This window comes from Pseudoalteromonas sp. SG45-2, from assembly GCF_014164115.1.
GTDB classification, from domain to species: Bacteria; Pseudomonadota; Gammaproteobacteria; order Enterobacterales; family Alteromonadaceae; genus Pseudoalteromonas; species Pseudoalteromonas distincta.
The window spans coordinates 61,760-76,372 of record NZ_JACJEO010000013.1 but is presented as its reverse complement, the minus strand read 5'-3'; the positions used below and the strand labels follow the sequence as shown (position 1 = coordinate 76,372).

Annotated in this window: 12 protein-coding genes; 4 read left to right on the top strand and 8 right to left on the bottom strand. The window is 36.3% G+C overall.

Annotated elements, in window-relative coordinates; all coding sequences use genetic code 11:
* Positions 1-116 precede the first annotated feature (116 nt).
* On the top strand, positions 117-2,795 hold the full coding sequence (locus H5116_RS11140) for a CHASE domain-containing protein (RefSeq protein ID WP_182716147.1): 2,679 nt from the start codon (positions 117-119) through the stop codon (positions 2,793-2,795).
* 225 nt (positions 2,796-3,020) lie between these two features.
* On the opposite strand, the gene H5116_RS11135 is transcribed toward H5116_RS11140, so the two are convergent.
* Positions 3,021-3,776: a hypothetical protein gene (locus tag H5116_RS11135; protein ID WP_182716146.1), complete on the bottom strand. Its 756-nt coding sequence runs from the start codon at positions 3,774-3,776 to the stop codon at positions 3,021-3,023.
* Positions 3,777-4,078: 302 nt separating this feature from the next.
* On the opposite strand from H5116_RS11135, the gene H5116_RS11130 reads away from it, so the two are divergent.
* Both H5116_RS11130 and H5116_RS11125 read left to right on the top strand, forming a co-directional pair.
* Positions 4,079-5,245, top strand: coding sequence for a hypothetical protein (locus tag H5116_RS11130; RefSeq protein WP_182716145.1), 1,167 nt, complete (start codon positions 4,079-4,081; stop codon positions 5,243-5,245).
* A 281-nt stretch (positions 5,246-5,526) separates the two neighbouring features.
* Positions 5,527-6,183, top strand: a complete 657-nt coding sequence (locus H5116_RS11125) for an inovirus Gp2 family protein (protein ID WP_182716144.1) — start codon at positions 5,527-5,529, stop codon at positions 6,181-6,183.
* 190 nt (positions 6,184-6,373) lie between these two features.
* Here H5116_RS11125 and H5116_RS11120 read toward each other — a convergent pair whose 3' ends face one another.
* The 4 genes from H5116_RS11120 to radC are packed head-to-tail and all read right to left on the bottom strand — an operon-like array spanning position 6,374 to position 8,121.
* A complete protein-coding gene (locus tag H5116_RS11120) occupies positions 6,374-6,613 on the bottom strand; it encodes a hypothetical protein (RefSeq protein ID WP_138488857.1) in 240 nt (79 codons plus the stop codon).
* 31 nt (positions 6,614-6,644) lie between these two features.
* The gene (locus tag H5116_RS11115; protein ID WP_024595710.1) at positions 6,645-7,205 is read right to left on the bottom strand and encodes a tyrosine-type recombinase/integrase; all 561 of its coding nucleotides are present in this window, start codon (positions 7,203-7,205) and stop codon (positions 6,645-6,647) included.
* 10 nt (positions 7,206-7,215) lie between these two features.
* Positions 7,216-7,635, bottom strand: coding sequence for a DUF2787 family protein (locus H5116_RS11110; protein ID WP_121955339.1), 420 nt, complete (start codon positions 7,633-7,635; stop codon positions 7,216-7,218).
* Between the two features lie 12 nt (positions 7,636-7,647).
* On the bottom strand, positions 7,648-8,121 hold the full coding sequence (gene radC, locus H5116_RS11105; protein WP_010557264.1) for a RadC family protein: 474 nt from the start codon (positions 8,119-8,121) through the stop codon (positions 7,648-7,650).
* Between the two features lie 125 nt (positions 8,122-8,246).
* Between radC and H5116_RS11100 the strand changes: the two genes are divergently transcribed.
* Positions 8,247-8,435 carry an AlpA family transcriptional regulator gene (locus H5116_RS11100; RefSeq protein ID WP_182716143.1) on the top strand — a complete coding sequence of 63 codons (189 nt, stop codon included), beginning with the start codon at positions 8,247-8,249 and terminating at the stop codon, positions 8,433-8,435.
* Between the two features lie 91 nt (positions 8,436-8,526).
* Here the strand turns inward: H5116_RS11100 and H5116_RS11095 are convergent, their stop codons facing one another.
* From H5116_RS11095 to H5116_RS11085, 3 genes are all read right to left on the bottom strand, one after another.
* A complete protein-coding gene (locus H5116_RS11095; protein ID WP_182716142.1) occupies positions 8,527-9,690 on the bottom strand; it encodes a GTPase in 1,164 nt (387 codons plus the stop codon).
* Positions 9,691-9,804: 114 nt separating this feature from the next.
* Positions 9,805-12,828: a DEAD/DEAH box helicase gene (locus tag H5116_RS11090; RefSeq protein WP_182716141.1), complete on the bottom strand. Its 3,024-nt coding sequence runs from the start codon at positions 12,826-12,828 to the stop codon at positions 9,805-9,807.
* Between the two features lie 56 nt (positions 12,829-12,884).
* On the bottom strand, positions 12,885-14,612 hold the full coding sequence (locus tag H5116_RS11085; RefSeq protein WP_182716140.1) for an EH signature domain-containing protein: 1,728 nt from the start codon (positions 14,610-14,612) through the stop codon (positions 12,885-12,887).
* Between the last annotated feature and the right edge of the window lies 1 nt (position 14,613).

Below are 14,613 nucleotides of genomic sequence, written 5' to 3'. Positions count from 1 at the left end.
TAAAATATATACATTCCAATTAATAACAAAGTTGTGTCTTGAATAATAGGTGCTATATTTATCACGTTATTAAAATAGAAACACCCTTACTGCGACTCATGAAAAAGGATTAATTAATGATTCAAGCACGACCGGTTAATAAAGGGTTATTAATCTCACTGCTTCCTCACGTCATTTTATTAGTTGCGGGCATTATACTTACCTACTTTGCTCATATTAAACACCAAGAAGCCATAAAAAATAAAATAAACAATGCGCTTGATAACCGCCTATCATCGCTTTCTACAGGTATTAACAGTAGGCTCGATTTGTATCAATATGGGCTATTTGGTTTAAAGGGCTTTGTACATGGGATAGGTGCAAATAACTTAAACTATCAAGCCATAACTAACTACTCTGGGAGCCGTAACTACGCTAAAGAATTCCCTGGAGCTAATGGTATTGGTTATATAAAAAAAGTTAGCGTTGAGCAATTAAATAAATTTTTAAATGATGCAAAAAACGATAGACCCGATCAGACATTTAATTTGAATACACTCGTAGCGACTAGTGATGAGCATTTTATAATTCAATATATTTTTCCTGAGCAAAAAAACTTACAAGCAATTGGATTAGATATTGGATCTGAGAGCATGCGCAAACAGGCAGCACTAAATGCTGCCATAAATAATACAACCCAATTAACGGCGCCACTGACTTTAGTACAAGCGAATAAACTCTCACAACAAGGCTTTTTAATATTAGTGCCAATATATAAAACCATTATTATTTCTGATAATAAAAAACAGCGCCTTAATGAGCTTTTAGGTTGGGCATATTCGCCGTTGTTAATTGATAAAATTTTAGACTCACTTTCACACCTTGATGAAAATCAACTAACGATAAGTGATATCAATAACAATACTGAGACTGATTTTTTTAGTTATGGCATAAAAAGCAAAACTAACGATTATCAATTAACTAAAATTATAAAATTAATGGGTAGAACGTGGAAAATTACCATTGATGCCTCAGACGCCTTTATTTATAACCTTCATCTCCCTAGTCGGTATCAAGCCATTGTTAATGGCTCTTTCGCCACTATTGGCTGTATGTTTGTAGTTTTTTTAATGCAATTGTTTATTTTTAGAAGAAACCAAAGAATTAAGAGAAAAACACTTCAGGCTAAAAAAAATAAACTCGCATTGCAGCAAGCAAACTTAAAACTAGAAAGCGAAGTTAAACAACGTACGCAAGAAATAGCCGATATGAGCATGCTCCAACAAAGTATTTTAAACAGTGCTAGTTATTCAATTATAGCGACCGACACAAACGGCTTAATCACTCTATTTAATCCTGCCTCTGAAAAGTTATTAGGCTACAAAGCGCAAGATGTTATTGGCATTAAAAACCCTGGCATATTTCATTTAAAAGAAGAAATTATAAAAAAGGCTAAACTACTTAGTGCTGAATTAAATAAACCTGTCACCCCTGGTTTTGAAGTATTTATCTTAAAAGCAACAGCAACAGAGCCAGATATTAATCAATGGACATACATTTCTTCTACAGGCGAGCAAATACAAGTTAATTTAAGTGTCACCTCGTTGTTAAATAACGAAGGAGACACCGTTGGCTACTTAGGCATTGCTTACGATTTAACAGAACAAATTGACCACGAGCAAGCCCTTGGTCACTCAAAAGAACTTGCTGAGCAAGCATCGCAAGCAAAGTCTGAGTTTTTAGCAAATATGAGCCACGAAATACGAACCCCGATGAACGGTATACTTGGCACATTACAACTATTACAAGAACAACCGCTTAATGAAAAATCAAAAGAGTATTTAAAAAAATCACTGTATTCAACTCGAGCACTCACCACCATTATTAACGATATTCTTGATTTTTCTAAAATTGAGGCTGGCAAGCTCTCATTAGAGCATAAGCCTTTTGACTTTTTTGAACTTATTCATCACTTAGATTCAGACCTAGGTGTGCAAGCGACAGATAAAAACATTTACCTTAAATTTGTGATTGATATAGAGCACAAGCATTGGGTGGGCGACCCAGTTAGACTCAGACAGGTATTTTTAAACTTAATATCTAACGCGATTAAGTTTACATCTCAAGGTGGCGTTACAGTAACGTTTAGGCTAACCGACGAAAAAAAAATATGCTGTTGTATATCAGACTCCGGAATTGGAATCTCTGAGCAAGCAATTGATCGATTGTTTGAGCGCTTTGAACAAGCTGAGCAATCAACCACGCGTGAATATGGTGGTACGGGCCTTGGCTTACCCATCACTAAATCATTAATAGGCCTTATGAATGGCGAAATTAAAGTAACAAGCCAGTTAGGTTCAGGGAGTCAGTTTTATGTGTACTTACCATTAAAACAAGCGCAGGTGGATGACAGCACATTAACAACCAAAAATATTGAGCTTCCTGACCTATCTGGAAAAATTATTTTATTAGCTGAAGATAATAAAATAAATCAGCTTGTTGCAGCTGCGATGCTTGAACCCACTAAAGCCACCATTATTATTGCCAACAATGGTTTAGAAGCGATTTCATTATACGAGTTACACAAACCAGACATTATTTTTATGGACATTCAAATGCCAAAAATGGATGGTCTTCAGGCATGTAAAAAAATTAAGGCGCTTAATAGCGAACAAATTGTTATTGCATTAACTGCTAATGTTTTTACAGAACAAAAAGAAATATACAGGCAGCTATTTGATGGTTACGTTTCAAAACCAATCGAAAAACATGAACTTGTCGGCATGTTATCGACACTTTGCTTAGTAAATAATTAGTCATTCTGAGGGCATTAAAAAACCCAGTTATTGTTACCTTTCGATATTAATAACTGGGCTCTAAGAATAATGGTGGGGGAGAGGGATTCACTTAAACCACCCAATCAATTGATTATAAATAATATATAATAACCAATAACAAAACAGGAATACCAATAGGTATACTATAACAATAACTTCTACTATGTAGCTCAACTAGGCATCTTATATAAATTTAACTAGTCATTAATCTGATGGAGGAATAGTTGCCATATCAATAGCGGCTTCATTTGGCTCATTCCAATTTTTACAGGTTATATTATCATCCCCGCTGCGACCTTTCATCAAATCGGTGTCACTTTTTGACTCTTCAGTGTCAGAACTAGCAACAGTGTCAGAACTAACAACAGACTCAGTTTTCACTTCTGATTTATCCAAATTATATTGCTGAATTTCTGATAGCAAAGGCTCTACCAAAGTAACTAGCATCCCTAGCCTTTCCTCTAAACTTGATAATCTTTCATCGAGCTTATCTGAAGCTATATTCACTTTAACTATTTCTTTATTTTTAGTTTTAGTAAAAACATTTAATACCTCAACTTCCATTTTTTCATTAAAAAATAACTTTGGATTTTTATGAGCGTAACGAATTAAATCTTCTACATACTTTGATTTAGTAGTATCTGCATTTTTACTCAATTTATTCAACTTTTGCTTCAAGTTCGTGCATATTTCCAATTGAATTTTTTGTACATTAACCTGTTTGTTATTTGTATTTCTTATTTGATAATTTAACTCTTTATTCAGTTTATTAATAAATGTCCTTTGCTCAGCTTGGGTAGAGTAGAGTTTACTGACCTCTTCAATTATAAAGTCTTTGAGTTCTACAGAGCCATAGAAATCTAAATTATTACCAAAATGTTTAACCAGCAACTCTTTTAATTGATCACAATCATTATTCACCCATTTCAAGTTATTACTACCTAGTAACCAGTCACTCATTAAAGCCATCCTCATATTTAAGCTTTCTTACTATAAATAACACTCTCAATATTAACGATATACTTTTCCACTATAGAAGTTTGTAGAGAATGACTTAAAAATAGCATTAAACGCAAATGATATTGAATAAACATTAGCAATAATAATAACAAAACTCTAACCAAACAATTTAACTATAACTAAACACTAACCAAACAAATTTGGAAGCCTCATTTAAATCACAAAATAACCACCTGTTATTGTGTTTATTATAGCATTCTGTTCTACTATCAGACATCTACACCTCACATAAAAACAATAAAATGAATGAGCTTTTTACTTTAACAACTAATTTATCTCCACATGCAAAGTGGATATTAATCCGCTTAATTATAGGGAGAGTAATTGGAGACGAGGTATCTAAAGTTGACTTCATTGAATTAGGATGCTCACACAATAAATTCAAAAAAGTTGTAGATGAACTGCTAAATATCAATGCGATTTCAAAACTAAAAACTGAACATTTTAAGAAAGGCCGACCTGTTGACTCATACATTTTTGTCTACGATAAATATACAGAAATGAATAAATTATTACCGAGCGAAAAGCTTACAAAAATAGAAGACAAAGACTTAAGGGTGCCTATAAAAATAGTATGGTGCTTCTTCGTGCTCAACGAAGATGAGTTTGGCCACGTGGAAAATTTTTCAGTGCCTACCATTGCTAATGCATGCGGAATAAAACCGATGGAGGTAAAAACGGCTGTTACTAAACTTAAAGAACAAAATTTTATTATTCAAATAACAAAAGGATGTACTTACAAACAAAATGAACGATTTACTTACAATGAAAAGAGAGCTAACCCAAAAAGGCCATCAGCATACCTAGTGACCAATTTCGATTCACAGGGAGAGTTAAATATGATTCAAATGGGTAAAATTAGGTTTTACCCTCTATTGGAAATCAAAAATATTAACAAGCATATTTACAAAGATAATTTTATTAAATCCCTCTGTCTTAACTTGGATACTTCAATAGGTGAAAATAGCTCTTTAGCTAAATTCCAAGCAGAAGGCCTGACTTCTATACACATATTTAAAGTCATTAAATTACACTTAGCCAAACAACCTAAAAGTGTTCTAGATAATTTATATTATGTTTTTTTACTTTTACTCACCAAAAGCATCAAAGGTAAAGTATCTATTCAAAACGTTCATAATTCTTTAACTGGCACTAGTAAAACTGATTGTAAGAACTCAACCTTCTACAAAATGTGCCTCGTTATCACCTCACTTGTGAATACAGTTTCAAAATATTTAGTGTTGAGTTGTTACACAAAAGCTAACAGCACTCTACCTTTTAACCAACAAAGCCATAATTTAGAATTAACCGCAGATGCTATATGTACTAGAAAGTATCTATTCATAAAAATAGGTCCTTGCAAAAATAGTAACTCGAGAAAAGATATATTTTTTTTTAAGTTATCCTGAACGATCGCAAACTTTTAGTTGCAACCTTCAAACTTCACAGGTCATAAAATACCAAACTTTAAAGTTTAACCTCAGAGCAACTCAAAATACGCTAAACAACTTATCAGTAATGCATTTCTGTATTTAACCACCACAAACTTAACTGGTTTTATTAGTGTAAATTTCGGTTTGGTAATATTTATAAGAGTTACTAGTAACGAATCTATTATCACGCCAAATACAAATTAAAAAACTACTACTCAGACACCTGATATGAACTAATACTTATCAGGAAAATGAGAATGAATAATTCAACACAGTACCCAGTAACAATCAACCCTACCTACAAGCAATATCAAACACTCGCTAGAGACAGTCAGCCTTTAGTTATGCCCTACTTAGATGCAATTGAGAAAGTCATGCTTGCTGCATGTGCTGAGCATAAAAGAACGTTTGCGGTCAGAATTGATTTAAGGCTACCTGCTTATTCAAATACAATTGATTTAGATAGCAATAAAGTTATTACACGATTTATTGCTTCTCTCGAAGCTCAGATTAAAGCCGATACAAAACGTAAAGTCCGTGAGGGTAAAACGCCACATCCATGCAATATTAGGTATATTTGGGCTAGGGAGCAGAACACTGCTCACCACCAGCATTATCATTGTGTGCTGTTATTCAATAAGGACCGGTACCACTGTACAGGTAAAATAGATGCAGAAAGTGATAACCTGTTTACTCGAATAGTTAAGGCCTGGGCGAGTGCGTTGAGCTTACCGTTGGAAGAAACGATGCAATTAGTTCATTTACCTCAAAATGCACATTACTATCTAGATGTTAATAGTCCCAATTTCACTCAAGACTTCCATGCCCTTTATTTTCGACTAAGTTACTTCGCTAAACTTAATACTAAGCAATACGGATTAGGACAGCGGTGTTTTGGTTATAGTCAAAGGTGATACTTTAACTAAGACCTGTGCTTCTCATAAATTGTTCTAACGCGCTTTTGAGACCTTCAACTAGCTAAATAAGCTCAAACCCTTAGTACATAAGGGCTGGAAAGTTCCCAAAATAGCATTACGAGAAGCGCTATTTACGCTACAAAAGCAAAAAAAGAACGCACTGCATAAATGCGTTCTTTGTTTACTTCTAATCAAATAAACTCGCTACTCCAGCCAATAAGCCACTAGCAAGAGCTAATGGCACCGTAACAGGTGCAGATGCCACACCTAACCCAACTACTATCGCACCAGATACAGCAGCTCCTGCTACAGCACCAGAGCTTACAGCAATAGCCGTTCGTCCGAGTGACGGCTCACTACTACCGGTTATCTGTTTAGATACTTCATTTCCTACTACACCGCATGTAACGGCTTTTTCTAACGACATAACAAACTTACTCCTATTGTATGTAATAAATTTATAGCTCTAACTCTTCAAAGTCTTTATCGATTTCCTCCTGGGTTATTCCAATGTAACGCAGTGTCGTTGCTTCCGAGCTATGGCGAAGCATTTTCATTACACGGGCGATGTCTTGGGTTTTATGATAGAGGTGGTAACCTCGTGTTTTACGCATTGAGTGAGTACCTAGCTTTAAATTAAGCTCTTCACCCACTAACGCAAATGCTCTTGTAACAGCCCTGCGTGACAAGGGTCGTGGTATTGAACTCTTAGATTGTTGATTGCGATACGATTGAAATAAGTAAACATGATTGGGGTGAGTGATACGTACTTCGTGGATAAACGCTAATGCTTTCTGATTAAGCTTAATCTCTGCCAGCTTTCCTGTTTTACTCTCAAATATAATTAACCTGTCGTTTTGAATATCTGTAAACTTAACAGACAACAAATCAGATATACGCAATGCTAGGTTCAATCCTATATTCCAAATATGGCTCATTTGCTTAGAACACCGCTTTTCGAGCAAGTAACTAATTAACTTAACTGTATCAAGGTCCTTAATCGCTTGTACTTCAGCCATTACCAACTCCTTAATCAGTTGTAATACTGACCTGGTAGCAACCCGTGTTGTAATAATCAACAAAGTTAGCCACAAACAAGGTTAAAAGGTCCTTCCCCTCTCGTTCACTCAACCAGCCCACCAGCATGTGATATACCCGCTTAATCACAAAGCACACATCAATCTCTTTTACTAATTCAGAATCAGGTCGGCCCTGGTATGAAAAATCAGTAATGTATATAAGCTCCCAACCAATACCCCGTTTTTCTAGCCTTACCTCAACAGGATGAAATCCACCGGCTTTAGCACTGTAGTCTTTATCACGAAAATTAATAGTTAGCGCCTTAGCACATCCTACCGACTCCCCTGCTTTAGCAACTGCATTAACGATCACACCAAACAATGATTCTGGCACGTTTAATCCTGGCACTTGCTTTATTTTAATAGCCATACCCTACTCCCTTTAAATTAAGCCATGCTCAGCGAATGAATAACTGGTTTCACCAATGATAATGTGATCGACTATCGAAACATCAATTAGATTAAGCGCCTGCTGTAATTTGGTGGTAATAAGCTTGTCAGCTTGAGATGGTGTACTTACGCCTGAAGGATGATTGTGCGCAAGTATTACAGATGCTGCATTTAGCGCTAATACTTCTTTAACCACCTCTCGCGGGTATACGCTTGCTGCGTTAATAGTCCCCCTAAATAACTCTTTGTATTCGAGTATGCGGTTTTGGCTATCTAAGAACAGGACGGCAAAAACCTCATGCTCAATCAACGCCAGCTTATGCCTTAAATATTCTTCACTGTCTTTCGGACATGTTAAAGCCCCATGCCTAAATTGCTTTTGAGCGATTATGTAAGCAGCAGCTTCAAGTATTTGTTCATCACTTACTGGGTGATCGAATTCGTATAGTGACTTGTTATTTTGCATTGTTATGCCCTCTTAATGGTTTATGCAAAATAGTGATGTATATGTCTAACGCTTTTGTTTCGTCTCAGTAAAAAATTACTACCCCCGGAAAGGATATGTACTAATAACCTGACCGGAGAAATCCCATGCGTTTAATCAAATTAAAAGAAGTTTTACATATCACAGGCTTAAGCCGTTCAACTGTATATCGCTTTATGAGCGCTGGTGGATTTCCAATGAAAGTTGAGTTAGGTGGTAACTCTGTAGCCTGGGTAGAAAGTGAAGTTGAAGAATGGATAAGTGAAAAGATTGGGAAAAGAGACAATGTTATATAATTTATTGGTATTTGTGCCTTTAATTTAGCTAACCGCTAAATTAAAGGCACAAATCAATAAAAGATATTATTGGTTCTTAAGAACTTTTACATTAAATGATTTTTTTAATTAATACTTTCCAAAAGGTAGCTTGAATTAACTCCTTTTTTTCTGCCGATTTAGTTTCTGCTTTCAATTGTTCCTTAATATCATTGAAAATACTCTTCATTTGCTCTTTATCACCAAAGCCAATTTCATTTTTTAATATGTAATTCACAGCTGATAACATTGCAGCGGTAACACTAGCAGCTACAGCTGCAGCTGCAGCATCGATAACTCCTGTTGGTGGAAGAAAAGATTTTGCTATCAGAAATAAGTTCATACCAACTTGCTCAGCAGCAAATGTTCCAATGAATGAGATAGCGTTAGCTTTACCAATCATCTCACCTGTGTATAAATAACCTAATGAACCAATAGCTACCGCTTGAGCCCCAAGAATATACGCAGCACTGCCGGGAATAAATGCAGCACCTGCTGCTGTTGCTGTCGCTGTTGAAATTATTGCAAGAGCCTTTTTGCTTTTATCTTTTAATTCTTTAGCAAGTAATAAATCTTTACCTTGCTTTTCCAAAAATACCAACACGTCATCTCTAACTGTATCAATCCCTTTGAGTGTTTTTGGTCGACCATGATTATCAACCTCAATTTCAAATTCTTGACCTCTAAATATTTCTTTATCTTTAGGATCATAACCACGTGAAACTACTGGATAAATCTCCTCCTCTTTTGAAAGTCCTAATTGATCTTTCCATTGTGCTATTACACCTGATAAGTTTTCCTCAGAGAAAGTGTCTGCCTTATTAAGAACAATAAAAACTGCTGTTGATTTTTCTCGTAAATCTTCATAGTGTTTCTTCTGAGATTTATCAGCAGAGCCTGACAATACTAAAATACCAATATCCACACCATCATCTAGCATTTTTATAGTTTCAGCTGAATTTTCACTAACAATATCATCTAATCCAGGTGTATCAGCTATAGAGATGTTTTCTCCTAACTTTTCAAATTTTACTTCTGTAGTCTCACCTGATTTTGCGTTTACACTGAATAAAGGATCTGTCATTTCACGGTCAAAGAAGGCATTTAAAAAAGAGCTTTTACCTGCGCTCACCTTACCTAAAACCAGTACATTCAATGTTGAATCAAGTTTAGTTTTAAAATCATTAAACATTTCATCAACTTTCGCATTCAAATCTTTTTCATTATAATTTTCCATATTTACTCCATTTTATTTAAATTACTATTTTCTTAAATGAATAATAGCGCTTTATATTTACCTTTTTAGATCACAAGCTTGCAAAGTAGCAGCTCACTCTAATACCACTTAACTTCATAACCCCATTGACGACATCAGTTCATGTTCACTCACAACTTCAGGCGTTACTACCGCATCTCTTAGCATGGTTTTCTTTGCGAGTAGTTTGTCTAGGTTCACATCAAACGAATCATATTCTGGGTGTAAAAGGCAGGGTAAGTGAATAAACACAGGCTTTTTTTGACCAATACGATAAACACGATCTGTAGCTTGCGCTTCTTTTGCGGGGTTCCAGTGGCGTTCTAAGTGAACTACATGGTTTGCACCAACAACCGTTAAACCAACACCTGCCGCTACAGGCGACATAATTATAATGTTAAAGCCTTCTTCTGCTTCAAAGTCAGTGATCATCCCTTTACGAGATAGCTGATCTTTTTTTGTAGCAATCGCTTTGCTGTCTCCGTTAATAACATGAATGTTTAGCTCATAAATTTTGTCTAAGCATATTTTAAGAACAGCCTGAAGCTTTTTAGTCGTCGCAAAAATAATTACTTTCTCTTGTTTGTTTTTTATATCTGACAATATATCTAACAACATACGCAACTTTTCAGACTCTTGTAAATTACGCTGTGCCTCTTTGGCATTATTAGGTGGCTGTTTAAAAACCTCATCAAGCCTTGGATGCAAACTAACAGCCCTTAATTGCTGTAATACTGTTAAAGCATGGCCGCCGCCCTGCTCTTTTGCTTTCTCCTTTCTATAGTCTTCAACAATTTGGTTGTAGCCAAGCAACTGGCCTCCGGTCATATTACGAGCTAACTCTGGAGCAAATGCCATATTGTCAGCCAAGTCTTTATGAATGCCTGTTTTTATTGTTTTAGTGGGCATTCCGGTTAGCTCGTCTTCCTTGGTTCGGCGTAACATAAGCTGCCCAGCAGCATTACGTAAATCGTTACCAACTTCTAAACGCACCTCTGCTTTTTCTTCCTCATTAGCACTACTTATTGGCTTAATCCAGCGCTCTCTAAAATAGCTCCAATCGCCTAATAGCCCTGGTTGCGCTGTATCCATTAAACACCAAAACTCGCTTAAACTATTTTCAACAGGAGTACCTGTAGCTAGTAATTTAAAATCAGCTTTTAGTGCTTTAGCTGCACGTGTTGCTTGAGTATTTGGGTTTTTAATATTTTGAGCTTCATCAAATATTACAATTCCCCAGTCAATAACACATAAAGAAAATTGGTAATCCCGTAGCGTTTGATAAGTCGTAATAACAACCCGTCTATCCATATCTAAACGCTTTGTTGCTGCATCAGCCCCAACATGCAAAGCGTAACGAATAGATTTATGATCAGCATGCGAATCATTCATTACCGTCGCAAGCTGCATAGACTCTCGTTCAGCCCCTTGAACTTTAAACTCTTTCAAATCCCTTGATGACTGCAGGACTTTAATATCTCTAAATGGGGAATTTTTAAAAGTAGCTTCAACCTCTTGTTCCCAGTTTTCGAGTAAACTAAGTGGAGCGACTATTAATATAGGCTTTTCGGATTTATTGTTTTGCTTCTGCATTGACAAGTACTCAGCCAGCATAACTAACGTCATATAGGTTTTACCAAGCCCCATATCATCGGCTAGTAAAGCCCCCTGTACTCTATACATATCATCCTGGTTATCTAATTGCGCTGACTTAAGTAACGACATCATCCAGCTAATGCCAGACTCTTGATGAGGGAAAGGTGTTCGCGCTAAATTAGTTCTGTCAAAACTAATACTTCGGTCTAACTGAGCAACTTTATTTACAATGTCTTGATTATGTTCTTCCGCATCTTTTAGTAACAAGGAGACTTGCTCTTTACGAACCAGAGTATCTTCAACTTCAGGTGTATCTGAGTCATCAGAAGGATTTGCTAAATTTTCTCTTACCTCTGCGAGTGTTTCACTAACGCGCTGCTCATCGCGTATGTCAATTAACTCATCATCAACAACAAAACTATCTGCATTTTGCCCTTTAGCTTGCTGGTAACTTTGCTCAAACGATACAACATCTTCCTCGCATTCAAGCAACTTAACTAAGCGCTCTGGTGGCTCACTGTCTGTATTTGTCGAAAACCAGCCATTACTCCCATCGCTGTCTTGACCAAAGGGAATGTGTACCATTTTACCAATACCAGCAACTCTGAGAGAAAACCCAAGATCGAGGTTTAAAATAGACGCATCTAAAAAAGCTGAAGGGGTTTTAATAAATTCTGCGACTTTGTGTGCAGGAATGGTTCTATTTTGCAGTACTTCTTTAACAGCTTGTTTTTTATCGTCAGTAAGCAAAACAATGCGGTCTTTTATTCGCATTACTTGCCCGTCGCCCTGTAACTGAGCTAAGCGATTTTGTAAGTCTTCAGATGATGATCCATCACCAAAGTTTGGGCTAAGCTCTAGGCTACCATCAACCTGTTGATTTGCTGTTACTGTAATTTGTTCTGGTTGTACTAAATCAAATTTATCAAAATGTTTTAAATCTAGTTTTAACCCATGTTTAACTGCTTGCTGTAACTTAGCAACTGCCAACACATTATTTAGCTCAGTGCGGTCATCGGGCGTAAGCGACGAATGTTTTTCTACGGCTAAAACAGCATTAAGCTGCTCTGGCGTCATTAAATATTGTGTTTGCTCACTAAAAAAAAGTATCGGTCCTTTTCTTTTTACTGGATATTTTTGCTGCTCAAATTTTGCAAACAACTGCAGCGAAAAGCTACTTTTAGTTGTTCTACCTTGAATATCAACGTCAAAGTCGTTATTAAAAAAAGGCGGTAACCCTAAAACGTCTGCATCTTCGGGGTCTAATAAACATGCTTGCTCACTATCAAGCCTAAAGCCATTAGGCAGTGTTTCAGCAATATGGCTTTCTTCAAGCATTTTAAGTACTACATGCTGAATAAGCTGACTACTTCCACCCTCACCTTTGTTTAGGCAATGAAATGTAGCTTCATCAGTGGCAAAATTAACGCCATACGAGTCATATACTAAGGAGTATTTATCGTCCGCTAAATGACTATTTTTATTATTAGGCAAAAGCCCTTTTATCAAACTAACAAGTGACATGTATTTTTAAATCCCTTTTTAATATTCCTAAAGTTCATGCTTTTCTCTGAAGTGGGCTACAGCGAACGGCTCCATAACTCTTCAGAGTTTAAGGTGACCCTGCCTTTTGTACGTAAAGTATAAAGTGCAAAATTTACCTGGTGAACACTTTTGCGAAGCTCAAACTCCTGCGCTAAGATATTAGTAATTGAGTTACTATTTATAGGTTGATGTATATCTAGTACATGCAAAATTAAAGACTCCAGCGATTGAGTGGCTTCCGTTTTTGTATCTATTTCTATTTCTACTTTTTCTTTACTTCCTAAAACAGGTAATCCATACCGACTTATATATCTTCTGTATTCGTCTTTATAAAATAGTTTTTCTAAATCGAGTTCAATGCCATTTTGAGTTAAAAAATCAATAGCATTTTTTTGCCAAGAAGTCGGCGAGTGTTGAATAGGCATTAACTCGCCTTTTGGATAGTTCTTTTTAAATTCCTGTGGAAAGCTGTGTGTTAAAGAAGAATGATTTAACTCACTCAAAGAGTAATCGTTAAGCTTCTCACTAGGTAAACCCATATAAATCCATAGCTTAAAGTTATGCGATCCTTCAATGATATGAAAATCACCGCAATCTAAATAAATAATGGAGGTTTGAGTCATTCCTCTAAGGTTTATATAACTGGTTGTTAAACTCTTTCCTAGCACTCGCTTAACTGTATGCTCTGCTTGGTTTCCAAGCATTAGCCGTGCATTTCGCACAAACCCATGTTCATAAAGCCCTTCTAAAAAGCGCTTACGTGCAGGGAACATTCTATTTAACGCTTCATCACCGGTGTAATTTGCGTACTCTTCAATAGCGCCTAAAAATAACCGCAAGTCTTCTTTGGCAAGCCAGCTTGTTACCGCCTTTACCCTACTCTCACCAATGGGCTTCCACCACTGGCGGTAATTTGTAGCTGTATTAGCAATACGCGGGTCGCCAGCTAAATTCAGTACAAAGTTTTGCCATATTTCACTTGGTGCACCAGCAGAGCGGTCAATAATAATTTCAAGCGCTATGTGCCCTATTCGTTTACCTTCTTCAAAAGGCATTGTGGCAACATCTTGTTTTAGTAGCTCATGCAGAACATCATGTTGCTCACCAACGGGAATTTCTTTCAGTGTATCCAGGTAATATTGCGCGTGACAAATATCTAAAAAACGCCCTTGCGGCAGCTCGTTTAAGCGTAGTTTTTTTAATTGTTCGCTTAAGTCTAAGTGGTTTTGTTTGGCAAGGTTAACCAAAGCCTTAGGAGCGGTTAAATCAAACAGCCATTTAGCTTGATTAAGCACCGACAATATTGTGTCACTTGAGTTTTTGCGCTCTTTTAAACGTTGCTCTATTTGCTGGTTAAGCCACTGCGTTAATCGATTAAAAATATTGCCCTCAACCAGTGCATCAAAATAACGATAAACTAACGAAATTAAATTCATTAACGACGACATACCAAGTTTGGGATGTTTAGCTTGAATATAATCTATTGTTTCTTCGTTTAATGAGTTTTTTCTTACGTCTTCTTTATCAATCCATAACTGAGTTAAAACACGCACGCCTTTGCGTTTAAGTAGTGTGTTTTTTAATTGTGTAATATCTCTGCTTAATACACATTGCCTTACCTGTTGTTCAAGTGCTTTAAATTCTTCGCTTTGTCCCGCACCGTCGGCAATTTTCTTTGTTTGTAAAGTCAGGCTATTCCACTGCTGTGAAAATCGCTCCCAGCTAAATTCTGAAAGCTGAGGAATAGGAGGTAAAAGCAACATA

Coding starts and splice junctions, on each gene's coding strand:
- H5116_RS11090 (WP_182716141.1), bottom strand. CDS start 12,828: ATGTCACTTGTTAGTTTGATAAAAGGGCTTTTGCCTAATAATAAAAAT.
- H5116_RS11130 (WP_182716145.1), top strand. CDS start 4,079: ATGAATGAGCTTTTTACTTTAACAACTAATTTATCTCCACATGCAAAG.
- H5116_RS11095 (WP_182716142.1), bottom strand. CDS start 9,690: ATGGAAAATTATAATGAAAAAGATTTGAATGCGAAAGTTGATGAAATG.
- H5116_RS11135 (WP_182716146.1), bottom strand. CDS start 3,776: ATGAGTGACTGGTTACTAGGTAGTAATAACTTGAAATGGGTGAATAAT.
- H5116_RS11100 (WP_182716143.1), top strand. CDS start 8,247: ATGCGTTTAATCAAATTAAAAGAAGTTTTACATATCACAGGCTTAAGC.
- H5116_RS11115 (WP_024595710.1), bottom strand. CDS start 7,205: ATGGCTGAAGTACAAGCGATTAAGGACCTTGATACAGTTAAGTTAATT.
- H5116_RS11085 (WP_182716140.1), bottom strand. CDS start 14,612: ATGTTGCTTTTACCTCCTATTCCTCAGCTTTCAGAATTTAGCTGGGAG.
- H5116_RS11110 (WP_121955339.1), bottom strand. CDS start 7,635: ATGGCTATTAAAATAAAGCAAGTGCCAGGATTAAACGTGCCAGAATCA.
- H5116_RS11125 (WP_182716144.1), top strand. CDS start 5,527: ATGAATAATTCAACACAGTACCCAGTAACAATCAACCCTACCTACAAG.
- H5116_RS11120 (WP_138488857.1), bottom strand. CDS start 6,613: ATGTCGTTAGAAAAAGCCGTTACATGCGGTGTAGTAGGAAATGAAGTA.
- H5116_RS11140 (WP_182716147.1), top strand. CDS start 117: ATGATTCAAGCACGACCGGTTAATAAAGGGTTATTAATCTCACTGCTT.
- radC (WP_010557264.1), bottom strand. CDS start 8,121: ATGCAAAATAACAAGTCACTATACGAATTCGATCACCCAGTAAGTGAT.